22 protein-coding genes and 7 tRNA genes are annotated in these 21476 nt (G+C 69.4%); 10 read left to right on the top strand and 19 right to left on the bottom strand.

Going from position 1 to position 21476, the window contains the following annotated elements:
- Nucleotides 1-40: 40 nt before the first annotated feature.
- The gene (locus tag OHO27_RS35065; RefSeq protein WP_328428963.1) at nucleotides 41-589 is read right to left on the bottom strand and encodes an HIT family protein; all 549 of its coding nucleotides are present in this window, start codon (nucleotides 587-589) and stop codon (nucleotides 41-43) included.
- Nucleotides 590-667: 78 nt separating this feature from the next.
- Here OHO27_RS35065 and OHO27_RS35060 point away from each other — a divergent pair, with 78 nt between their 5' ends.
- A complete protein-coding gene (locus OHO27_RS35060) occupies nucleotides 668-1327 on the top strand; it encodes a potassium channel family protein (RefSeq protein WP_328428962.1) in 660 nt (219 codons plus the stop codon).
- Nucleotides 1328-1367: 40 nt separating this feature from the next.
- On the opposite strand, the gene thrS is transcribed toward OHO27_RS35060, so the two are convergent.
- The 3 genes from thrS to OHO27_RS35045 all read right to left on the bottom strand — a co-directional run bounded on the left by thrS (nucleotide 1368) and on the right by OHO27_RS35045 (nucleotide 5258).
- Nucleotides 1368-3344, bottom strand: a complete 1977-nt coding sequence (gene thrS, locus OHO27_RS35055; RefSeq protein WP_328428961.1) for a threonine--tRNA ligase — start codon at nucleotides 3342-3344, stop codon at nucleotides 1368-1370.
- A 121-nt stretch (nucleotides 3345-3465) separates the two neighbouring features.
- Complete coding sequence (locus OHO27_RS35050) at nucleotides 3466-4695, bottom strand: hypothetical protein (RefSeq protein ID WP_328428960.1); 1230 nt, start codon at nucleotides 4693-4695, stop codon at nucleotides 3466-3468.
- Nucleotides 4692-5258 carry a DUF4365 domain-containing protein gene (locus tag OHO27_RS35045; RefSeq protein ID WP_328428959.1) on the bottom strand — a complete coding sequence of 189 codons (567 nt, stop codon included), beginning with the start codon at nucleotides 5256-5258 and terminating at the stop codon, nucleotides 4692-4694. Before OHO27_RS35045 ends, OHO27_RS35050 begins: the two co-directional genes overlap by 4 nt.
- 168 nt (nucleotides 5259-5426) lie before the next feature.
- Here OHO27_RS35045 and OHO27_RS35040 point away from each other — a divergent pair, with 168 nt between their 5' ends.
- On the top strand, nucleotides 5427-6152 hold the full coding sequence (locus tag OHO27_RS35040; RefSeq protein WP_328428958.1) for a 3'-5' exonuclease: 726 nt from the start codon (nucleotides 5427-5429) through the stop codon (nucleotides 6150-6152).
- A gap of 66 nt (nucleotides 6153-6218) precedes the next feature.
- Here OHO27_RS35040 and OHO27_RS35035 read toward each other — a convergent pair.
- From OHO27_RS35035 to OHO27_RS34995, 9 genes are all read right to left on the bottom strand, one after another.
- A tRNA-Val gene (locus OHO27_RS35035) sits at nucleotides 6219-6290 on the bottom strand.
- Between the two features lie 39 nt (nucleotides 6291-6329).
- A complete protein-coding gene (locus OHO27_RS35030; RefSeq protein ID WP_328428957.1) occupies nucleotides 6330-6794 on the bottom strand; it encodes an SRPBCC family protein in 465 nt (154 codons plus the stop codon).
- Nucleotides 6795-6969: 175 nt separating this feature from the next.
- Nucleotides 6970-9708 carry an exo-rhamnogalacturonan lyase family protein gene (locus tag OHO27_RS35025; protein ID WP_328428956.1) on the bottom strand — a complete coding sequence of 913 codons (2739 nt, stop codon included), beginning with the start codon at nucleotides 9706-9708 and terminating at the stop codon, nucleotides 6970-6972.
- A gap of 105 nt (nucleotides 9709-9813) precedes the next feature.
- Entirely contained in the window at nucleotides 9814-10413 is a 600-nt protein-coding gene (locus tag OHO27_RS35020; RefSeq protein WP_328428955.1) for a hypothetical protein, read from the bottom strand.
- 10 nt (nucleotides 10414-10423) lie between these two features.
- Complete coding sequence (locus OHO27_RS35015; RefSeq protein ID WP_328428954.1) at nucleotides 10424-11317, bottom strand: carbohydrate ABC transporter permease; 894 nt, start codon at nucleotides 11315-11317, stop codon at nucleotides 10424-10426.
- Nucleotides 11314-12315, bottom strand: a complete 1002-nt coding sequence (locus tag OHO27_RS35010; RefSeq protein WP_328428953.1) for a carbohydrate ABC transporter permease — start codon at nucleotides 12313-12315, stop codon at nucleotides 11314-11316. The genes OHO27_RS35015 and OHO27_RS35010 overlap by 4 nt, the downstream gene beginning before the upstream one ends.
- Entirely contained in the window at nucleotides 12315-13640 is a 1326-nt protein-coding gene (locus OHO27_RS35005; protein WP_443059652.1) for an ABC transporter substrate-binding protein, read from the bottom strand. Before OHO27_RS35005 ends, OHO27_RS35010 begins: the two co-directional genes overlap by 1 nt.
- Before the next feature lie 352 nt (nucleotides 13641-13992).
- Nucleotides 13993-14064: transfer RNA gene (locus OHO27_RS35000), tRNA-Val, on the bottom strand.
- A gap of 88 nt (nucleotides 14065-14152) precedes the next feature.
- Nucleotides 14153-14611, bottom strand: coding sequence for a TIGR02611 family protein (locus OHO27_RS34995; RefSeq protein ID WP_328428951.1), 459 nt, complete (start codon nucleotides 14609-14611; stop codon nucleotides 14153-14155).
- A 191-nt stretch (nucleotides 14612-14802) separates the two neighbouring features.
- On the opposite strand from OHO27_RS34995, the gene OHO27_RS34990 reads away from it, so the two are divergent.
- Nucleotides 14803-15216 (top strand): SsgA family sporulation/cell division regulator, encoded by a 414-nt coding sequence (locus OHO27_RS34990; RefSeq protein WP_004002642.1) that lies wholly within the window; start codon nucleotides 14803-14805, stop codon nucleotides 15214-15216.
- A 319-nt stretch (nucleotides 15217-15535) separates the two neighbouring features.
- Nucleotides 15536-16096, top strand: coding sequence for a CGNR zinc finger domain-containing protein (locus OHO27_RS34985; protein WP_328428950.1), 561 nt, complete (start codon nucleotides 15536-15538; stop codon nucleotides 16094-16096).
- Nucleotides 16097-16162: 66 nt separating this feature from the next.
- Here OHO27_RS34985 and OHO27_RS34980 read toward each other — a convergent pair whose 3' ends face one another.
- Nucleotides 16163-16315 carry a hypothetical protein gene (locus tag OHO27_RS34980; RefSeq protein WP_004002639.1) on the bottom strand — a complete coding sequence of 51 codons (153 nt, stop codon included), beginning with the start codon at nucleotides 16313-16315 and terminating at the stop codon, nucleotides 16163-16165.
- Between the two features lie 154 nt (nucleotides 16316-16469).
- Nucleotides 16470-16928 carry a hypothetical protein gene (locus OHO27_RS34975; RefSeq protein ID WP_328428949.1) on the bottom strand — a complete coding sequence of 153 codons (459 nt, stop codon included), beginning with the start codon at nucleotides 16926-16928 and terminating at the stop codon, nucleotides 16470-16472.
- Nucleotides 16929-17156: 228 nt separating this feature from the next.
- Here OHO27_RS34975 and OHO27_RS34970 point away from each other — a divergent pair, with 228 nt between their 5' ends.
- Nucleotides 17157-17681, top strand: coding sequence for a DsbA family protein (locus OHO27_RS34970; protein WP_328428948.1), 525 nt, complete (start codon nucleotides 17157-17159; stop codon nucleotides 17679-17681).
- A 44-nt stretch (nucleotides 17682-17725) separates the two neighbouring features.
- Here the strand turns inward: OHO27_RS34970 and OHO27_RS34965 are convergent, their stop codons facing one another.
- From OHO27_RS34965 to OHO27_RS34955, 3 genes are all read right to left on the bottom strand, one after another.
- A complete protein-coding gene (locus OHO27_RS34965; protein WP_328428947.1) occupies nucleotides 17726-18550 on the bottom strand; it encodes a GNAT family N-acetyltransferase in 825 nt (274 codons plus the stop codon).
- A gap of 63 nt (nucleotides 18551-18613) precedes the next feature.
- Nucleotides 18614-19435, bottom strand: coding sequence for an aminotransferase class IV (locus OHO27_RS34960; protein ID WP_328428946.1), 822 nt, complete (start codon nucleotides 19433-19435; stop codon nucleotides 18614-18616).
- Nucleotides 19432-20478, bottom strand: coding sequence for a chorismate-binding protein (locus tag OHO27_RS34955; RefSeq protein ID WP_328428945.1), 1047 nt, complete (start codon nucleotides 20476-20478; stop codon nucleotides 19432-19434). Before OHO27_RS34955 ends, OHO27_RS34960 begins: the two co-directional genes overlap by 4 nt.
- 178 nt (nucleotides 20479-20656) lie before the next feature.
- Here OHO27_RS34955 and OHO27_RS34950 point away from each other — a divergent pair.
- The 5 genes from OHO27_RS34950 to OHO27_RS34930 all read left to right on the top strand — a co-directional run bounded on the left by OHO27_RS34950 (nucleotide 20657) and on the right by OHO27_RS34930 (nucleotide 21126).
- Nucleotides 20657-20729, top strand: a tRNA-Gly gene (locus OHO27_RS34950).
- Between the two features lie 38 nt (nucleotides 20730-20767).
- Nucleotides 20768-20841 (top strand) — tRNA-Cys (locus OHO27_RS34945).
- Nucleotide 20842: 1 nt separating this feature from the next.
- Nucleotides 20843-20914 (top strand) — tRNA-Val (locus OHO27_RS34940).
- Between the two features lie 19 nt (nucleotides 20915-20933).
- Nucleotides 20934-21005: transfer RNA gene (locus OHO27_RS34935), tRNA-Val, on the top strand.
- A 49-nt stretch (nucleotides 21006-21054) separates the two neighbouring features.
- Nucleotides 21055-21126 (top strand) — tRNA-Val (locus OHO27_RS34930).
- A 51-nt stretch (nucleotides 21127-21177) separates the two neighbouring features.
- Here the strand turns inward: OHO27_RS34930 and OHO27_RS34925 are convergent.
- Nucleotides 21178-21474 (bottom strand): TFIIB-type zinc ribbon-containing protein, encoded by a 297-nt coding sequence (locus OHO27_RS34925; RefSeq protein ID WP_328428944.1) that lies wholly within the window; start codon nucleotides 21472-21474, stop codon nucleotides 21178-21180.
- Between the last annotated feature and the right edge of the window lie 2 nt (nucleotides 21475-21476).

The raw sequence follows: 21476 nt of genomic DNA, 5'->3' as shown, positions 1-21476 counted from the left end.
TTGGTTGTCGAGGGCACCCTCTACTGGAGGTTGTCGCGGATCAAGCCGCCGGCCAGACCTCCGCCAGCATCTTCCGAGTGTCCGCCAGCAACTGTGGCAGCACCCGCGTGTGGCCCACCACCGGCATGAAGTTCGTGTCGCCGCCCCAGCGCGGGACGATGTGCTGGTGGAGGTGGGCCGCGATGCCGGCGCCGGCGACCGTGCCCTGGTTCATGCCGATGTTGAAGCCGTGGGCACCGGAAGCGGTGCGCAGGGCCGTCATCGCCTGCTTGGTGAGGGCGGCCAGCTCGACGGTCTCCGGCGCGGTCAGGTCGGTGTAGTCGGCGACGTGGCGGTAGGGCACGACCATCAGGTGGCCGCCGTTGTACGGGTACAGGTTGAGGACCGCGTACACCTGCTCGCCGCGCTTGACGACCAGCCCGTCCTCGTCGGATTTGGCCGGGATCGAGCAGAAGGGGCAGCCGTCGTCCGCGCCGGGACCGGTCGGCTTGTTCTCACCCTGGATGTAGGCCATCCGATGGGGCGTCCACAGGCGCTGGAACGCGTCCTGGATCCCCACTCCCCACTGCCGCTCCGGCTCACTCGTCATGCGTGCAGCATATTGCTTCGCCCGTTCGCGGCGTGTCGCCGGGGCGGCGGGAGGACGGTCACCGGCCAAGCTGGGCCGGTGGACGACGACAGCCCCTACGCCCGCTGGGAGCAGCGCACAGAGATCCCCCTGTTTCTGGCATCGCTGCTCTTCATGGGCGCCTACGCCGCCCGCGTCCTCGCCGTGAGCATGCCGTCCGGCTGGCAGCGCGTGTGCGAGTTCACGATGCTCGCCCTCTGGCTGCTCTTCGCCGGTGACTACCTGGGGCGCTGGCGCCTCAGCGGGCAGCGCTTGTGGCGCTTCGCCAGAACGCACTTCCTGCACACGGTGGTGGTCATCCTGCCGCTGCTGCGGCCGTTGCGGATCGTTCCGCTCTACGACGCCATCCAGCACCGGCAGGGGGAGCCCCGGCTCTCCCTGCACGCGCGCGTGATCGCCTACGCGAGCCTGTCGACCCTGCTGCTCGGCTTCACCGGCGCACTCGCGGTCTACCAGCAGGAACGCGGAGCGCCCGGCGCCACCATGCGGTCGTTCGGGGACGCCGTGTGGTGGGCCGCCGCGACGCTCAGCACGGTCGGCTACGGCGACATCACGCCAGTGACGACGACCGGCCGGGCGATCGCTACGGGGATGATGGCCGGCGGGCTGGCCCTGCTCGGCGCGGTGACGGGATCGTTCTCGTCCTGGCTTCTGCAGATCTTCTCCAGCGAGAGCGACAAGAGGCCCCCGGGAAGCTGAACCTCCCGGGGGCCCTCGATCACGGCCGGATCAGAGCGGATCAGATCTGCGTCCGCTCCTCGACCACCGTCGCGATCTTCGCGATGGCCTCGTCGAACGGGATGCCGTTCTCCTGCGAGCCGTCGCGGTAGCGGAAGGAGACGGCGTTGTTGGCCATGTCCTCGTCGCCCGCGATGACCATGAAGGGCACCTTCTGCTTCTGGGCGTTGCGGATCTTCTTCTGCATGCGGTCCGAGGAAGAGTCGACCTCGACCCGCAGGCCCTTCTTCTTGGCCGCCGCGGCGAACTTCTCCAGGTAGTCGACGTGCCCGTCGCCGATCGGGATGCCGAGGGCCTGGACCGGGGCCAGCCACGCCGGGAAGGCGCCCGCGTAGTGCTCCAGGAGCACCGCGAAGAACCGCTCGATCGAGCCGAACAGCGCGCGGTGGATCATGACCGGGCGCTGCTTCGCGCCGTCCGGACCGGTGTACTCCAGGTCGAAGCGCTCCGGCAGGTTGAAGTCGAGCTGGATGGTCGACATCTGCCAGGTGCGGCCGATCGCGTCCTTGGTCTGGACGGAGATCTTGGGCCCGTAGAAGGCGGCGCCGCCCGGGTCCGGGACCAGGGGCAGACCCTGCTTCTCGGCGACCTGGCGGAGCGTCTCCGTGGCCTCCTCCCAGACCTCGTCCGAGCCGACGAACTTCTCCGGGTCCTTGGTGGACAGCTCCAGGTAGAAGTCGGTCAGGCCGTAGTCGCGGAGCAGGCCGAGGACGAAGGTGAGCGTCTTGTCGAGCTCGTCCGACATCTGCTCACGCGTGCAGTAGATGTGCGCGTCGTCCTGCGTGAAGCCACGTGCGCGCGTGAGGCCGTGGACGACACCCGACTTCTCGTACCGGTACACGGTCCCGAACTCGAAGAGGCGCAGCGGCAGTTCACGGTAGGAACGCCCGCGCGCGTCGAAGATCAGGTTGTGCATCGGGCAGTTCATGGGCTTGAGGTAGTAGTCCACGCCCTCGTCGAGCTGCATGGGCGGGTACATGCCCTCGGCGTACCAGTCCAGGTGGCCCGACGTCTCGAAGAGCTTCCCCTTCGTCGCATGCGGGGTGTAGACGAACTCGTAGCCCTCCTCCTCGTGGCGGCGGCGCGAGTAGTCCTCCATCACGCGGCGGACGATGCCGCCCTTGGGGTGGAAGACGGCGAGGCCGGAGCCGATCTGCTCGGGGATCGAGAACAGGTCGAGTTCATTACCCAGCTTGCGGTGGTCGCGCTTCTCGGCCTCGGCGAGGAAGTCGAGGTAGCCCTTGAGCTCGTCCTTGGACGGCCAGGCGGTGCCGTAGATGCGCTGGAGCATCGGGTTCTTCTCGCTGCCGCGCCAGTAGGCGGCCGCGTTGCGCATCAGCTTGAACGCCGGGATCGCGCGGGTCGACGGCAGGTGCGGGCCGCGGCAGAGGTCCTTCCAGCACAGGTCGCCGGTCTTGGCGTCCAGGTTGTCGTAGATCGTCAGCTCGCCGGCACCGACCTCGACGTCCGCGCCGTCGTCGGACGAGGCGGAGCCCTTGAGGCCGATCAGCTCCAGCTTGTAGGGCTCGGCGGCGAGCTCCTCGCGGGCGGCCTCGTCGGTGACGACACGGCGGGCGAACTTCTGGCCGCGCTTCTGGATCTCCTGCATCTTCTTCTCGACGGCCTTGAGATCCTCGGGCGTGAACGGCTTCTCGACGTCGAAGTCGTAGTAGAAGCCGTCCTTGACCGGCGGGCCGATGCCCAGCTTGGCCTCGGGGAAGAGCTCCTGCACGGCCTGCGCCAGCACGTGCGCGGTGGAGTGGCGCAGGATGTTCAGGCCGTCCTCGGAGGAGATCTCGACGCCCTCGACCTCCTCGCCGTCCGAGAGCACGTACGACAGATCCCTGAGCTCGCCGCCCACGCGCGCGGCGATGACCGAGCGCTCGCCGGCGAAGAGGTCGGCGGCCGTAGTGCCCGTCGTCACCACGCGTTCTTCCCGCTCGGAATCGCGCTGGATGATCACACGGACGTCTGACACCGGTCTCTCCTGACTGAAGGTGGAATGCGGCGCTATACCAGGAGCGCGCGCATTACGCGATCGTACCGACCTCGGAGGGCCGACCGCGAAACGGTCACCTTCAGTCCCGGGCAGGCATCCCTCAGTCCCCGGCGTCCTCCCCGCCGCAGGCCTCCTCGAAGAAGTCCAGGTCCTCCTGGAGGGATTTCATCAGCCGGTCCCGTTCGGCCTCGTCCACCTGTACGGGGACGACGCCGGAGGCCCCGGTGATCTTGCGGAAGCCGCCTCGGCTCTCCAGGCGCCCGTGCACCCGCACCGGCAGCCCGACCAGGTGGGCGTGCCCGGCGATGCGGTACGACTCCTCGTCCAGGGTCAGCCGGATGTGCGGTACCTCGGCGCCCGCGATGACCCGCAGCCGTACGGTGCCCTCGCCGCGCGTTCCCGACCGGCGCATCCGTACGACCGTGCCCGTGATCCGGACCGGCACGGAGGGTTCCTCGCGCAGGTAGCGGGCCCCGGCCTCACGCAGCACGGGCAGGTCGCCCGGCGAGAACTCGACCGGCTCGACGCCGCCCGCGCAGTCCTCGGGGACCCCGGCCGCGGGCGCCCACTCGACGGCGATGCGTGCCCCTTCCGTACCGCGGACGAGGGCGATCAGGGCCTCGGTGAGCTCACGGCTGACGCCGGCCTCGACTGCGCCGTCGAAGGCGTCCATGCCGCCGGTGGCCCGCTGGTAGTCGATGGCCTCGCGGGCGGCGTACAGGGCCTGGTGGAGTCGTACGGCGAGCGGGCGGCCCGCGCCGACGGGCACGAAGGCGGCGAGGTGGCCGCCGCCGGCCGCGGAGCCGACGAAGACGCTCTCCAGCATCGCGGCGGCCGAGCGGCGGTGCCGGGCGCCGTAGTAGCCGGCACGCGCGCGCGTGGCGAGCGCCGCAGCGAGGAGCATCTGGCGGGCGGCGGTGCGCAGTTCCTCCTCGACGGTCCAGGGCGCGGCCCCGGCCGGCCCGCTCGGCGCGTCCCGCCACCAGCGGACCTCGTCGCTGGGCACGGCGAGTCCGACCAGCACCTCGCGCGCGGAGGGCATGCCGCTGCGGGAGAGCGCGTCGAGCGCCTCGCCGAGCAGGTCGTCGCTGTCGGGGAAGGCGCGGGACTCGGGGACGAGCAGGCTGGTGCCGTTGCCGCCCGGTCCCGGCGGGGTCCAGCGGCCGTAGCGTCCCGCCGCTCCCCCGCGCCGCTGCCAGCCGTGCCGGTGCAGCAGGGCGCTGAGCACGGCGGGGTCCACCTCGCCGGGCTCGGGGGGACGGTCCCAGGACGCGTGGACCGGGTGCGGCCTGACTGGCCGTACCGGCTCCTCCAGGGGGCGGTGTGTCATGGTCTGCCTCCCGTACCGACCCGCGTCATGATCTCGCAGAGCGCCCGGTCGTCGAAGATGCGTGAGGTCGGTATTCGCACGGTGGTGCGGCGCCGGCCGGTGATCGCGTGACCGGCGAGGTTGACCCAGTAGCAGCAGTGCCGCAGGTCGAGCCGGTCGTGACTGGCACGCAGCCAGTCGTCCTGGGTGCGCGGAACGAGCATCACGACGAGGATCTTGTGCACCGAGACCGGGGTGCGGGCGAGCTTCGCCAGGTGGTCGTTGTCGAGCGTGAAGGAGAAGAACCGGCCGGGCGGGTTCGGAGCGATCTGGTAAGTGGCTTTGAGCTGCACCTTTATGGTGACCTCGTCGTCCACCGTGTGGCCGGGCGCGCTGTGGCTGACGTGCCAGTCGATGCCGTTGTCCGGAAATGGCTGCGACAGGGAACACCCGGCCGCCGCCGCGACGGCGTGCAGATACCCCACCTGCAGTGTCTCCATGCAGGCGGTGGTGGCGAGTGAACCGCGATGGGGGCCCGTGAGTTCGGGCAGCAGCCCGCCCCGCTCGGGCTGCGCTATCGCCATGACCAACAGCCTTCCACGCCAGGTGAATCCCCGTACCGGGCCGCTGAACTGCAAAGACCCGCACTCCTGTTGTGTCCTTGCGGCGTACGCCGCAAACAGCCCGGGTATCACCAAACGGGCAGAAGACGGTACGTCAGCTGCCGTGGGTGAACGAGGGGTTGTGTAGGTATGGCGTGCTGGTATGAGGGCCCGCTGGCGGCATTCGACACGGAGACGACAGGCGTGGACGTCGAGACCGACCGGATCGTTTCGGCGGCCGTCGTCGTCCAGGACGCCCCGGGTACCCGGCCGCGGGTGACCCAGTGGCTGGTGAACCCGGGTGTCCCGGTGCCGGAAGCGGCAACGGCGGTACACGGACTGACGGAGGAGCATCTCCAGCGCAACGGCCGTTGGCCGGCGCCGGTGATGCACGAGATAGCCGAGGAGTTGGCCGGTCAGGCCGCGACGGCCAGGCCGATCGTGGTGATGAACGCGCCATTCGATCTGACGCTGCTGGACCGCGAGTTGCGCCGTCATCGCGCCTCCTCGCTGGACCACTGGTTCGAGAGGACGCCTTTGCTGGTGCTCGATCCGCGCGTCCTGGACAAGCATCTGGACCGCTACCGCAAGGGCCGCCGCACCCTGACCGACCTGTGTGCGCACTACGGCGTCACACTGGACGGCGCGCACGACGCAGCGGCCGACGCACTGGCCTCGATGGAGGTCGTACGGGCGGTGGGGCGCCGCTTCGCCGCCCGCCTGGAGCGCCTGTCCCCGGCCGAGCTGCACACGCTGCAGGCGGTGTGGCACGCGGCACAGGCACGCGGGCTGCAGGCGTGGTTCGCCCGCAGCGGCAGCGACGAGGCGGTGGACCCGGCGTGGCCACTGCGCCCGGATCTGCCGGCGGCCGCATAGGAGGTGAGTGCAGGAGGTGAGGCGCGCAAAAAAGCCGGTCCGCTGTGGCGGACCGGCCTTTCCCGGTGGGCGATACTGGGTTCGAACCAGTGACCTCTTCGGTGTGAACGAAGCGCTCTCCCACTGAGCTAATCGCCCGGGAACGGACTGAACAATACAGGCCCCCGCGCGTTTCCTTCAAACCGCTTGATGGCCGCGGGCCAAGTGGGCCACCAGGCCCCGCCGTCCGGAGCGCATCATCAGCCAGTGGTTGGCGCGGAACAGGGGCCGCCCGGGTACGGCGAGACGCCTCAGCAGCGGCTTGTTGACATCGACGACCTGGTCGTAGCGCGCGATGGTCCCGCTGCCGTCCGGAGCCACGGTGACGGTCCAGCACGCCCAGCCGTCGAGGTCGCCGGACATGGCGATCTCGAGCACCCCCGCCCCGCGGTCCCGCCGCACCTCGCGCGCGGTGAAGGTCATGTCGTACGGGAGGACGGAGCGGATCGTGATCACGCCGCTGGTGTCGTCGATCCGGTTCACCTCGCGCACCTGGGGCCACCAGCGGGGGTAGTCCTCGGCCTGTTCCAGTGCGTCGTAGACGGTGTCGGGCGCCGCTGGCAGGGCCCACAGGGCGCGGAAGCGGTAGTGGCTCCAGTCCATGGGCCGAGTCTGCCCGTATCCAGGGGGTTCGCACCGCATCTGAGTACGTTCTGAGTACGCGTACTCATGCTCTGCGACGTGACCTGGACCACACTCCACGCATGCGAGCGCCGCCGCCCGTGCGGCGGCGCTCCTCCTGCCGGAACAGGCCTGCCCGACCGGCCGCGGACACGGCCTAGGACGGCATCCTGTCCCCCAGCAGCGCCAGGTTCTCAATGGCGGCGAGCCCGTACAGCGCGGTGTCGTTCGTGGATACCCAGGCCGCCTCGCTGCCCGGGACCAGCGCCTCGGGGCCGCTCAGCTTCTCCGTCCGCCACGGCGCCGACTCCTTGTAGCCGTCGGAGTTGTAGAACTTCTCCCACGCGCGCGTGGCGAGCTTCTCGTCTCCGGTCCGGACGGCGGCGTACGCGTCGAGCCGCGAGTGGCCCTGGAAGAGCAGCAGGGAGCCGAAGTTGGAGCCGTACCGTGCCGCCTGCTCGGTCTTCGTCGCGTTGAAGTAGCGGCAGTAGTCGAAGTACGCCTCGTTGAACTCCGGCATGTCGACGAGGTCGATGAGCTCGGCGCACAGTTCGCCCAGACCGAACACCGCGGAGAGATGGGAGACACCGACGACGGGCTTGTCGGCGACGGCGAACCTGCCCGTGTCGAGGTCGTAGAGACCGCTGCCCTGCACGAAGCCGTTGGGCTGGGCGGCGATCGTCTCCATGGTCGACAGGACCCGCGCCTTGGCCTTCTCCCACTTGGGGCCCTTGCGTTCCCACTCGGTCAGCCAGGCCGACACCAGCCCGCTCCAGTCGGTGCCGAAGCCGATCGACAGCGCGTGCCGGTCGGGGGTGTACGGCTCGGTGCGGATCTTGCGGATCGGGTCGAGGACGAGGAAGGTCTCGTCGGAGTCGACGTTGGCGTGCATGAGATCGCCGACGCGTTCGTCCGCGGTGAGGAAGTAGTAGTAGCGGCGGTACGTGGTGTTGGCGATGCGCTGCTGCTTGGCGCTGTCGGCATAGTGCTGCACGCCGTGCCGGGTACCGAGGCCGGCCCATTCGCCGAGGTGGTAGACGTCGACCTCACCGGTGTGCCGGGTCATGGCCTCGGCGAACCGGAAGATGTCCGCGCGCCCGCTCCTCAGATACGCGAACCACAGCCACAGGTCGGGCGAGAGCTCGGAGTTGTCCCAGGCATAGCCGCCGATGTCGTACCGCCACTGGTGTCTGACGGTGTCGTAGGTGTGCATGATGTCGCCGTAGTCCCAGAAGCCGTACCAACGGCGCATCTCCACCTGGTCCTTGTAGTAGGTGAAGAGGAAGTCGAGGTGGTCCTCGATCTTCGCCTTGGCGGGCGTGGAGCGGTCCGGCTCGGAGTACAGGCCCGGCCCGAAGACCTTGGCCTTGATGAGCTGCGCGGGCGGGACGGCGAGCTGCGGCAGCACCCGTACGGCCTCGACCTGTTGGGCCAGGGCTTCGGGTGTGGGTGTCGACTCGTTGGCCCAGAAGAGGAGTTCGGAGGTGCGGGAGATGCCGTAGGGGGTGCCGAACTCGGGCTCGTAGTCCTCGTAGGTGATGTTGAGGCCTTCGAGCTGCTCGGGGTAGGTGTCCTGGCCCATGCCGTCGTGGTAGAAGCGCAGGTCCATGGGCTGCGCCTCGGGCGACCAGAGCCACATGGTGACCTCGGCCGCGTCGGTGTGGGCGTCCCGGATGTCGAGCTGGGCGGGGAACTTCTCCCAGAAGTCCCGCAGCCCGAAGGAGAGTCCGCCGCTGACGCCACCGACGTAACCGAATCCGGAGGCACGCCTGCCGCCGCCGGCGCCGATCCAGCCGTAGCCCTTCTTCGTGCGCTTGCGCAGGGCGAAGCCGTCGGCGGAGAGCTGGGAGAGGGTGTAGTCGCCCCACTCGGGGATGTACTGCAAGCGGGTCGTCACGCGCTGATCCCAGGTCGACGGGTCGGGCAGCTTCTCCCCCGCGAACTGCGCCGCCTGTACGGCGGCCCCCGGATCGCGCCGCAGCCCGGTGATGCCCTTGACGGCCTCTCGGAGCATGCCGGTGCCCTCGCCGCCGATGCGGATGTGGCGGTCGTACGACTCGTCCCGCATCGGGACGGTGAAGCGCACGCCGAGGCCGCGGATGAAGTCGCCGCTCGCCCTGCCGGGCTCCTGGGTGCCGTCGTAGGTGATGGTGTGCACCATGCGGAAGGAGTCGGCGCCGGCGTAGAAGTAGAGGCGGATGGAGAACGGAAGCCAACTCCGGCCGCCCTTACGGTGCTTGCCGTCGATGCGGACGACCGCGCGGACGGGGCCCTCCTGCTCGACGGTGACCTCGGAGATGGCGCCCTCGAAGCGCTCGGTCTTCACCGAGCCCTGGTCCTCGTCCTCGATCTCGGGCTGGCGGATCAACACGAGCCGGCCGTTCCTGGCGATCTCGGTGGAGCCGCGCGTGACCGACTTGATCAGCGTGGCGCCGGACTTGCCGATCCTCGCCGTGATGACACCCGTGGAGACATCGATGGTGCCGCCGCGCTTGTCGACGGTGACCTTCTTGGCGGGCGCGGTGGTCTCGCCGGGGCTCAGGGTGAGCTTGCCGTTGCCCGAACCGACCGCGTGCGCCGTCCACTTGAGGGAGCCGTCCGGCCAGTAGGCGATCGGCCACGACTGCACGGGCACGGCCTTGCCGTCCGCGTCCGTCAGCGCAAAGGTCTGGTCCCCCTGGTACACGCCCTTCGGCCAGGGCACGCCGACGGTGGAGCCGGGGGCGGCGCCGAGACCGCCGTCCTCCAGCCAGTCCAGGGTCACCGGATCGGCATCGGCGCCGGCGGCTCTGGGCGCGGCCTGCGCGTCCTTCGCCCCTAGTGCCCAGCTGAACTGTGCGGCGGCACCGGCGACGGCGGCCGCCTTGAGAAGGGACCTGCGGGGGATGGGGGACATGGCCTTTCCTTTCCGTGCGGGAAACATTTCCTTGCGACCGGGCAGGGGCATGACAGAGAGAGGTACGGCGCCCGGAGCGCCGACCTTGTGCGAGGCACCGTCGGTTCAGCGGTGCCGGTACCGCTCCTCCACGGCGACGGCCGCCGCCACCACGGCCCCCAGGACAGGGACCGCCAGCGGCGCGGCGAACCAGGCGGAGGCGGCCACGACGGCCAGTCCGCCGATGATCAGAAAGGACCCGGCGGGGTCGAGCACGGTGCGGCGCCCGGCGCCCGCGAGCAGCGCCCGCCAGCCGGCGTCCGGCGTCCAGACCGCGGCGGCCCGCACCAGGGCCACGACGGCGCCGATCACCGCGAACACCCCGATGGCCCCGACGAGCGGCCCGCCGGGAATCCCGGCCCGCGCCGCCTGGACGTCCACCCGGACCGCGCCCGCCACGGCCCACCCGGCGAGCCCGACGACCCACCCACGCCGCACGGCCACCCGGAAGTCGGCGACGAACTCCCGCAGGCCACCGCCCTCATGGGCGATACGGCGGTGCAGATGCCGGGCGCCGGCGGCGAGAGCGGCCGGATACGTCACCACTCCGAGGCAGGCCACGGCGATCCACACCCCGGTGAGCAGGCACTCGGCGAACAGGGCGAACCGCTCGGCGAACACGGACTCCCCACCGGCCGTACGTGGCTTCGTGCGCGCTCGGGCCATCGTGACCGCCTCAGCCCTTCAGTCCGGACGTCGCCATGCCGTCGATCAGATACCGCTGGAAGGCCAGGAAGAAGGCCAGGACCGGCAGCAGGGCGACGAGCGACATGGCGATCATGCCGCCGTAGTTCGCGATGCCCTCCTGGTCGACGAACATCTTCAGACCAAGGGAGACGGTGTATTTGTCGGGCTCGTTGAGGTAGATCAGCGGGCCCATGAAGTCGTTCCAGGCGTTGATGAAGGTGAAGATCGCGCTGGTGATCAGGGCCGGCCGGCACAGCGGCAGCATGATCGACCAGTAGATCCGGAAGTGCCCGCAGCCGTCGAGGCGGGCCGCCTCGTCGAGTTCCTTGGGCAGGTTCCGCATGAACTGCACCATCAGGAAGACGAAGAACGCCTCCGTGGCGAGGTACTTCCCGAGCAGCAGCGGGGTGTAGGTGTTGATCATCTCCATGTTGCGGAACAGCACGTACTGCGGGATCAGCAGGACGTGGTACGGCAGCAGGAGCGTCCCGATCATCAGCGTGAACAGCAGGTTCCGGCCCGCGAACCGGATCCTCGCGAAGGCGTACGCCGTCAGCGAGCAGGACACCACGATCCCGATCACCGAGCCGACCGCGAGGAAGAGCGAGTTGAGGAAGAAGGTGGAGATCGAGATGTCGGCGATGCCGTCCGCGAGGCTGGTGTAGTTGGAGAAGCTCGGGTCGCCCGGGAAGACGTCCAGGCTGCCGACGATGTCCTCGCTCTTCTTGAAGGAGCCGCCGACGACCCAGATGACCGGGTAGAGGATCACCACGAGGACCAGCAGAGACCCGAAGTGCCAGGCGACGGAACCCGGCAGTCGGCGGTGGAACGCCCCGGCCCGCGCGGAGCGCGCCGGCCTGATGTCGGTTGCCGGTGCGCTCATCGGGCGCCCTCCTCGTAGTGCACCCAGCGCTTCTGGGACCAGAACAGCACCGCCGTCACCAGGGCGACCGCGACGAGCAGCATCCAGGCCATGGCGGAGGCCAGACCCATCCGGCTGTTCTCGAAGCCCTGGACGTACAGATAGCAGGTGTAGACCATCGAGCCGTCGGCCGGACCGCAGGCGTTGCCTCCGGCGCCGCCGCCGACGATGTACGCCGAGCTGAAGATCTGGAAGGAGTGGATGGTCTCCAGCAGGACGTTGAAGAAGAGGACCGGGGAGATCATCGGCAGGGTGATGTTCCAGAACCGCCGCAGCTTGCCCGCCCCGTCGACCTCGGCCGCCTCGTACAACTCGCGCGGCACCTGCTTGAGGCCGGCGAGGAAGATGACCATGGGGGCGCCGAACTGCCAGACGGTGAGCGCCACCAGGCTGTAGATGATCAGGTCCGGATCGCCCGTCCAGCCGCCGACATCGATCCCGAAGACCTTCTGCGTGCGGTCGACGATCGCGTCGTCGGAGAAGATCGCCTTCCAGACGATCGCGACGGAGACGCTCGCGCCGATCAGCGACGGGGCGTAGAAGGCGGCCCGGTAGAAGGCCTGCCCGCGCCGCTTCTGGGCCAGGAGGAGCGCCACGCCGAGGGCCGCGAGCAGCTTGAGCGGCGTGCCGACGACGACGTACCAGAGCGTCACCTGCACCGAGTGGCGCCAGCGCGGGTCGCCGAACATCTCGGAGAAGTTGTCGAGGCCGATCCACTTGGGCGCGTCGAAGAGGTTGTAGTCGGTGAAGGCGAAGTAGAGCGAGGCGATCATCGGGCCTGCCGTGAGCAGCAGGAACCCGGCGATCCAGGGGGACATGAAGAGATAGCCGGCCAGGTTCTCCCGGCGGACCCGCCGCTTGAGGGCGGCGGGACGCCGGGGCTGCACCGGCCCGTGCCGCGGCTCGGAGCCCTTGGCCGGGCCCTCCACCGCAGGGGCGTGTGTCACGGCGGTTCCCATCAGCCGGCGAGAGCCGTCTTCGACTCGGTGAAGAACTGCTTGACGGCCTCGCCCGCCGACCGCTTGCCCAGCGCGAGCTCTTCGGCGATGCGCAGGAACGCGGCCTCGCAGATGTCCGCGCCGTTCGGGTGCGGGGTGATGGGCTCCAGGACGCCCGCCTCCACGAGGGAGGTCTCGTAGGCGGCGATCCCCTTGTTGACCTCGTCCGTCGGCTGGAACGCGTCGAACTGGGCCTGGGTGGCGGGCACACCGCGGTCGTAGCCCATGATCTCGGCGACCTCGGGGTCGTGGACCATGAAGTCGATGAACTGGGCGACCTCCTTGGGGTGCTCGGTGCGCCTGGAGGCGCTGAGCATCAGGGAGCCCAGGTACTGCCCGGTCTTCTTGCCGTCCGTGGTCGGGATGGGAGCGAGGCCGTACTCGCTCTTGCCCTCGGACGTGTAGCGGACCGTGAAGTTGTCCCAGGTGAACTCGCCGCCGGCGAGCTCGGCGGAGACGGCCGACTTGGGCTTGATCTGGGCGACCTTCTTGGCGTCGGCGTAGACGCCCTCCTGCACGCCCTTCTCGGCCTTGGTCCACCAGTCCGTCAGATCCGCCTCGGTGAAGCCGAGTCCGTCCTCGGTGAAGAACGCCTTGCCGTTCTGGCGGAGGTAGAGGTCGTAGAGGTACATGACGCCGTACATTCCGCTGTCGCCGGCGCGCCCCGCCCTGTCGCGGATCCTTTTCATCGCCGCGTCGAAATCGTCCCAGGTCCAACCCTGTTCCGGCTTCACGCCCGCCTTGGTGTAGACGGGCTTGTCGATGACCAGGGCCATCGAGTTGGACCCGACGGGCACCCCGAGGAGCTTTCCGTCGATCTCGCCGAACTTCTCGAGTCCCGCGCGGAATCCGTCCATCGACAGATTGCCGGCCTTGACCTGCTCATTGAGATCGAGCAGCACATTCTTCGCGTCGTATTTGCGCAGGAAGCCGATGGCATTCTGGAACACGTCCGGCGGATTCCCCCCGGAGGCCTGGGTGTTGAACTTCTTCCAGAAGTCCGTGTACGGCTGAAAGTCCGTCTTGACCTTGATCTTCGGGTACTTCTTGTGGAACAGCTCAATGGTCTTGTTGATGCGCTCGGCGCGGTCCTCGGCACCCCACCACGCGTAACGGATCGTCACCGTCCCGTCCGCGGAGGCCCCTCCGTCCCCACCGCAGCCCGTCGTCGCGGCCAGCCCAAGTGTGGCCGCCGTGGCGCCGGCCGCCTTCAAGATCGTACGCCTCTCAACATTCCTGCTGGTTCTCACCGTCGAGCCTCCCCGCAGCGTCGCTGCCGCCTGCATGAATCGTTTCAAGTAAGCGCTTGCTGGCACAAGTTACGGAGGGCCTCGGAGTGCGTCAATGATTCGGACAGGAATTTCTTGGCGGCCTGCGGGGCGGGGTGACGGCGCATGAAGACGAGTCGGCCGGTCCGGTCGCGTGTCGACGCAGGTCAGAGGCGCAAGATCGAGGCATCGAACAACGAGTCGGCCACCGTACGTCCGTCTCGACCAGTCGCAGGTGGCGTGGTCATGGGCGAGTTGACGGGATGTCGCCTCACACGCGGGACGCCCCCGCCGGGCCGCGCGTCACACATGCCGACCGGGAACGACGGCGGCCCGCCTGCGATGTCGCAGGCGGGCCGCCGGATCCGGGTGGGCGATACTGGGTTCGAACCAGTGACCTCTTCGGTGTGAACGAAGCGCTCTCCCACTGAGCTAATCGCCCGGACGCAGGGAGAACATTACCCCATGTCAGGGGGTGCGAGTGACCAGCGCGAGCCCGCAGCGGCCGACGTCAGCACCCCCGTCACGGATCACTGATCCTTGATCTTCCAGGGCATCACTATGCCGAACTTCCACAGGTAGATCCCGAGCAGCACACCCACGATCACCAAGCCGATCGTGGTCAGGATGATGTTGCGACGGCGCACCTTCGGATCGAGGGCCCGCTGGGCCGCCTCGGTGACCTTGCGCTTGGTCCAGCGCAGCACGAGCTGGGCCCATACGAACTCGGTCGCCCAGACCGCCATGCCCCCGAAGATGATCACCCAGCCGGGACCGGGCAAAGGCAGCAGAATGATGCCGGTGACGACTATCGCCAGGCCGATGACGAAGACGCCCACCTGCCAGCTCAGATGCAGCGCTCTACGCGCCTTGACGAACTCCGGAGCTCTTGAGCCGAGCTCCTGCTCGCTGTCGCCCTTCACACCGTCCACTTCGGTCTCGTCGGTAGCCACGGCAACCTCGCCCGGCTCGTTACTCCCCGTATTCATACGGCCAAACCCTACCGGACGGAAACCAGTCACTGGAATGGTCGAACCTCGCGAACGGGTTCTCGGCCGGAAGAGTTACGTAAACGCACGCAAAACACTCAGAGGGGTTTACAACGGCACCGTAGGTGGCATGTCGATTTCGCCGACGTGCGAATCCCCGAGCGCACACTGAGCGAAAGGCCCTGGCGCTTATGAACACCACGGTCAGCTGCGAGCTGCACCTGCGCCTCGTTGTGTCGAGCGAGTCATCCCTGCCTGTCCCCGCAGGCCTGCGGTACGACACGGCCGACCCCTACGCCGTGCACGCCACCTTCCACACCGGAGCCGAGGAGACCGTCGAGTGGGTGTTCGCCCGCGACCTCCTCGCGGAGGGCCTCCACCGGCCCACCGGAACCGGCGACGTCCGCGTCTGGCCGTCGCGCAGTCACGGTCAGGGCGTCGTCTGCATCGCCCTGAGCTCTCCGGAGGGCGAGGCCCTGCTCGAGGCCCCGGCACGGGCTCTGGAGTCCTTCCTGAAGCGAACGGATGCCGCGGTGCCCCCCGGTACGGAGCATCGGCATTTCGATCTCGATCAGGAGCTCTCGCACATCCTGGCGGAAAGCTAGGCCGAGGCCCCCGCAAGCCGCCCGGCGCCGTCGACTCGGGGAGACGGCTCGGGCCAAGACAACCGCATAGGGCACACATCAGCGCCGCCTCCGCACCGCGGGGCGGCGCTGACGCGCTCGGGGAGGGCGGCCGTGTCGGTGACCGTGCGTACACGCCGACGGTTCCCGCCGGGGCCGGCCCCGGCGGGAACCGTCGGCGCCCCTGCGGCGTTGTATTCGAAGCCACGTCCGGTCGTGGCCGGTCTGTGGGCACTGCGAGCCACTACCATCGGCCAGCATCGGCGGGCGCCCCGCCCGACCTCAGGCCAGGGAGCGAAACGTGCTGATCACCCATGACACCCGGTGTGCGCTCGATGCCGTGGTGGATCTGGTGAACACCGCACCGGAGGGCGACGAGACTCCGGACGCGCTGCCGGACGTCGCAGCGCTCGCCGATTTCGTACAAAAGCACGAAATCAGCGATGTCGGTGTCCTCTCGGAGTTCGATCTGTCCGCGGTGCGCAAGGTGCGCGGGCGGTTCGCCGAGATCTTCGCGGAGCCCGCAGCGCGGACCGCTGCCGGGCTGATCAACGAGCTGATCGCCGCCGCCGGAACCACCCCCCGGCTCACGGACCATGACGGTTACGACTGGCATGTGCACTACTTCGCCCCCGGCGCGTCCATCGCCGACCACCTGGCGGCCGACTGCGGCATGGCGCTGGCGTTCTTCGTGGTGGCGGGCGAGCAGGAGCGGCTGCGGCGCTGTGAGGCACCGGACTGCCGGCACGCCTTCGTGGACCTCTCCCGCAACCGTTCGCGGCGCTACTGCGACAGCCGCACCTGCGGAAACCGTCTGCATGTGGCCGCCTACCGGGCTCGGCGCAAGGAAGCAGCGGGCTGAGCGGTCACCGAGACGCCGGTGTCTACGCGGGCCCCGGCGGGTGGCGCCGGGGGCCGCGGGTACGGCTCAGAGCAGCAGCAGATCGTGCAGCGCAGCCATGAGTAGCAGACACCCGATCACCGCAAGGAAGATCATCAGCGGTGGCTGGGAAAGGGCGAAGAGGCACCCGCGGGGCTCGTCCTGAGGTGGCGCGGCCTCGCTTTGTGTCGTGTCCAGCATCTCGCGGCGATGATGACGTAGTTGTCCCTCGTCGCGCGATCAACACGCCCGCAATGAGCGGGCGTTCGCCAAATTCCTCGATGTCCGGTTCGAGTGCTGATCACTTACGGCCGGGCGGCGACCCACTGTGTCGTTTCAGTCCTGCGCGCGAGCGTCAGATGCCGTGCTTCTTGAGGATCGCCTCGATGTCGCTGAAGTCCTCCGAACCCTCGGCCCTGGGTGCGGTCGCGGGCCGGGTCGACTGACGGGAGCCCGCACCCAGCGAGGGCGCCGAGGCCGACGGGGCCGCCGGGGCCGCCGGGGCCACCGCCTCGCGCTGTGCGCCGGCTTTGGCTTCCTTGCGCTCCTTGCGGGTGCCACGGCGGCGCTCCACCGCGCGGCTGCTCGCGAACAGCAGCCAGGCGACGCCGAGGACTCCGAAGCCCGCCCAAGCGGTCGGGCTGAACGCGGTGTCCGCCAGCCAGTCGACGACACCCGTCATCACCAGCCCCAGGGGCACCAGCGAGTACGCGGCGATGCGCGTGGCCGCGAGGAAACGCTTGCGGTACGCCGTGACCGCCGCGATGCCCAGGCCGGCCGCGGCGACGGCGGAACAGACGGTCTCGGCAATCATCCGGTCCTCCAGGGCAGGCAGAGTCGGTCAGGGCACTTCGTCCCTTCCATCCTGCACCGTGGCAGCCCCGCCCGGCCATGCCTGGGCCCGACATCAGGGACATCTCCGGGTCATCTCCTCCGCAGGTCCCGGTCGCGGCAGCACGGCGCGGGGCTGCGTCAGGGTCCTCGTCCCGCGAGGAACCCGGTCGGATTGGGTCGCCCGCGCCGCTGCTGGGAGACTGGAGCCATGAGCGACTCCTCCCCCGACCGCCCCACCGCCCCCGTCCTCGACGTCTGGTGCGAGCTGCAGTGCCCCGACTGCCGCAGCTCCCTGGACGATCTCCGTGCCCTGCGCGCCCGCTACGGCGACCGGCTGGAGCTGCGGCTGCGGCACTTCCCGCTGGAGAAGCACAAGCACGCCTTCGCCGGCGCGCAGGCCGCCGAGGAGGCTTTCGAGCAGGGGCAGGGGTGGCCCTACGTGGAGGCCGTGCTGGGCCGGGTCGAGGAGCTGGGCCGTAAGGGTGAACCCTTCCTGGTCGAGGCGGCCGGGGAACTCGGCCTGGACACCGAGGAGTTCGACACCGCTCTGGTGGACGGCCGGCACATCCTGATCGTCGACGCCGACCAGGCCGAGGGCAAGGCGATCGGCGTGACCGGCACGCCGACGTATGTGATCGGCGGCGAGCGCCTCGACGGCGGCAAGAGCCAGGAGGGGCTGCGCGAGCGCATCGAGGAGATCGCGGACCGGCTGCTGGCGGAGCAGAGCGCCTGACGTCCGCCAGGCCCACGGCCGCCGGACCCTCGCCCGGCCGACGGCTAGAGCAGCGTCTTGTAGAGGGCGTACAGGGTCGTCTCGTAGCCGAGTGACTCGTAGAGCCGCTCTGCCGGGGTGTTGTCCGCGAAGACGTTGAGGCCGATGACCCGGTGCCCCGCGGCGATCGCCTGGGCCTCGGCCACGAGCATCAGCGTGCGTCCGTGTCCCTTGCCCCGGTGGGCCGGGGCGGTCTCCACGTCGTACACGTACGCGCCGCCGTCGCGCGCCGCCACCCACAGGGTGCCCACCGGGGTTCCCTCGTGTTCGAGGACGCTGAGGAACACATCCGGCGTGCGCAGACCGTCCGGCAGCAGTGCCGCGTGGTCCCGCTCGGACTTGGCCCGGGCCTCGGCCTCCGGGACCCCGCGCTCGGCCCAGCTGCGCATGTATCCCTCCCGGCTCTCGTCCAGCCAGGAGCCGTACTCGGCCTCCGTCATGGGTCGCGCCCGGCCGCCCCGGGGCAGATCGGGCGGAGTGTCGCCGAGCGCCTTCTCCCTGCCGCGATTGCGTACGACGTAGCCGAGCGCCGTGGCGAGGCGCAGCGCCGTTCCGGCTTGGGCGGGGACCGTCGCCTCGATGCGCCGGCAGCCCCAGCCGCGCGCCACCTCCTCCGCCGCGAGGGCGGCCACCGTGCCCCGGCCGCGGCGCCGGTCCGGTTCCTCGATGCGCAGCTCGGATATTTGGGCCACCGTGTCACCAAAGACGGGATGAGTGCCGAGGTGGAGTACGCCCACGGGGCGGCCGTTCACGCATACCTGGAAGCGGCGCGAACGGGTCCCGTCCTCGTTGTGCTGAAGCGGCTCGGTCGGCCGCAGGGTCGTGGTCATCAGGGGTGTTCTACCCACCGCACCGGCCCACGGCAGCCCATTTTTTTCGCGTGCCCCTTGCCCCTACGGATCCAGGTCGTCGCCCGACCGCTCCGCGAAGATCCGCATGGCCTTGGCGGTCACCGGCCCCGGTGCGCCCGGCAGTTCACGGTCGTCGACGCGGTGCACGGCCTGCACGTCCCGGAGGGTGGAGGTCAGGAAGACCTCGTCGGCCCGCTCGAGGACGTCCAGCGGCAGGTCCGTCTCCTTCGCGCCGGTCCACTCGATCGCCAGCACGCGTGTGATGCCCGCGAGGCAGCCCGAGGCGATCGGCGGGGTGTGGATCTCGCCGTCCAGGACGACGAAGACGTTCGACCCGGTGCCCTCGCAGAGCTGCCCGACCGTGTTGGCGAACAGGGCCTCGGAAGCGCCGTGTTGGTGGGCGCGGGCGAGGGCGACGACGTTCTCGGCGTACGAGGTCGTCTTCAGGCCGGTCAGCGCGCCGCGCTCGTTGCGGGTCCAGGGCACGGTGATGACCGCCGTGGAGTCGGGGCGCCGGGTGGTCTCGCCGAGGGCGACGACGAGGGTCGGTCCGTGCTCGCCACGGTCGGAGCCGAGGGGGCCGTGACCGCCGGTGTAGGTGATGCGCAGCCGGCCGAGCGGCATCGGGTTGGCCTCCAGGACGGCGGCGCAGGCGCGGCGCACCTCGTCGTGGTCGGGCTCCGGCAGACCGAGACCACGCGCCGAGCGCGTCAGCCGGTCGAGGTGCCGGGTCAGCGCGAACGGCCGGCCGTCCACCGCCTTCACCGTCTCGAAGATGCCGTCGCCCACGGTCAGCCCGTGATCGAAGACGGAGACACGGGCGGACTCGATGTCCTGCAGCCCGCCGTCCAGCCAGATCTTCACGATTGCAGTCCCTCTCCACTCACCTCGTACGCCCCCGACGCTACCGCGAGCAGCCGGGACGCCTTCAGCTCGGTCTCCCGCCACTCCCCCTCGGGGTCCGACCCCCAGGTGATCCCGGCACCGGTGCCGAAACGCAGCACACCTTCGGCCCGGTCGATCCAGAAGGTACGGATCCCGACGGCCAGCTCGCCGACCCCGCGGTCGGCGTCGACCCATCCGATGCCACCGCAGTACGGGCCCCGGGGCGCCGTCTCCAGCGCGTCGATGATCCGCAGGGCGCTCGACTTGGGCGCGCCGGTGACCGAGCCGGGCGGGAAGGCGGCCCCGAGCAGTTCGGGCCAGCCGGCGTCGGCGCCCAGTTCACCGCGGACGGTGGACACCAGATGGACAAGTCCCGGGTGCTTCTCGACGGCGCACAGATCGGGCACGGTCACCGACCCGGTGGCGCACACACGGCCGATGTCGTTGCGCACCAGGTCCACGATCATCACGTTCTCGGCGTAGTCCTTCTCCAGCAGGTCCGCCTCGGTCCTTCCGGTGCCCTTGATCGGCCCGGACTCGACAACACGCCCGTCACGGCGCACAAAGAGCTCGGGTGACGCGGTGGCTATCTCAACCCCGTGCCCCGGCAGCCGGATCGTTCCTGCGTACGGCGCCGGGTTGCCGCGGGCCAGCAGCGCCGTCAGGTCGTCCACATCGGCGTCCGGCCCGATCGGCGCGCTCAGGACACGGCACAGATTCGCCTGATAGACCTCGCCGGCCGCTATGTACTCGCGGATGCGCCTTACGCCCGCCGTGTACGCGGCGCGGTCGAGCGAGGACGACCAGTCACCGGCAGCCGGACCGAGCCACTTCCCCCGCACCGGCGCGGGCACGGGCTCCTCCCGTACGTCCCGGAAGCGGGCGCAGGTCAGACCGCCCTCGAAGTCGGCGCAGACGGCCCAGAAACCGCTGGAGTCCAGGGCAGCGGCGTCGTTGGTCACATCGAGGAGGCCGGTGGCCACGCGATCGCCGAAGCGGGCGAGGGGAGGGAGGTCGGGCACGCAGTCGAGTCTATGGGGGGTGTCCCGCAGGTGACCTGGCCATGTCCCTTCGGGAGCCGTCGGCAGGTCCCTGAGCAGGCGCAGCGCAGCACGCTGCACAAACGCGTTTTTGTGCTGGCCCCGGAATCCGCTAGAGTTCAACTCGTCGCCGGGCCGCGGGAGCGGAACGAAACGACAAGCGGACGTAGCTCAGTTGGTAGAGCGCAACCTTGCCAAGGTTGAGGTCGCGAGTTCGAGCCTCGTCGTCCGCTCGAAGGAACAGGGGATCTTCCCGACCCCCTACACTCCTGGTGGAGTGGCCGAGAGGCGAGGCAACGGCCTGCAAAGCCGTCTACACGGGTTCAAATCCCGTCTCCACCTCCACGGACGATTAGCTCAGCGGGAGAGCGCTTCCCTGACACGGAAGAGGTCACTGGTTCAATCCCAGTATCGTCCACTGGATCTTCGGATCCCCCGCGCGATTAGCTCAGCGGGAGAGCGCTTCCCTGACACGGAAGAGGTCACTGGTTCAATCCCAGTATCGCGCACGCAGCAAGTTCGTGATCTTCAGGCGTGTTTGGTCGATCACGGTCCCGAGGACGATTAGCTCAGCGGGAGAGCGCTTCCCTGACACGGAAGAGGTCACTGGTTCAATCCCAGTATCGTCCACACACCGAAGCCCCCGGTCGATGACCGGGGGCTTCTTGGTGCTGGTGCGGCTCAGCTGGAGAACAGCATGTGGCCGAAGCTCTTGTGACGCTTGTGGCCGTAGTGACCGCCGCCGTGGTGACCACCGTGCGGGGCACCCCAGGCCGGGGCCTGAGGGGCAGGGGCCGGGTAGGCCTGCGGGGCGGCCGGAGGGGGCGGGGCCGGCTGGGTCCACTGGGACTCCAGGCGGGTCAGTGACTCCAGCTCGCCGTAGTCGAGAAAGATGCCGCGGCAACCGCTGCACTGCTCGATCTGGACGCCGTTGCGGTTGTACGTGTGCATCGGGGCTCGGCACTTCGGACACTGCATGC

Source organism: Streptomyces sp. NBC_00443 (genome assembly GCF_036014175.1).
In the GTDB taxonomy this organism is placed as follows: Bacteria; Actinomycetota; Actinomycetes; order Streptomycetales; family Streptomycetaceae; genus Streptomyces.
This window is presented reverse-complemented; position numbering and strand designations above follow the sequence as displayed.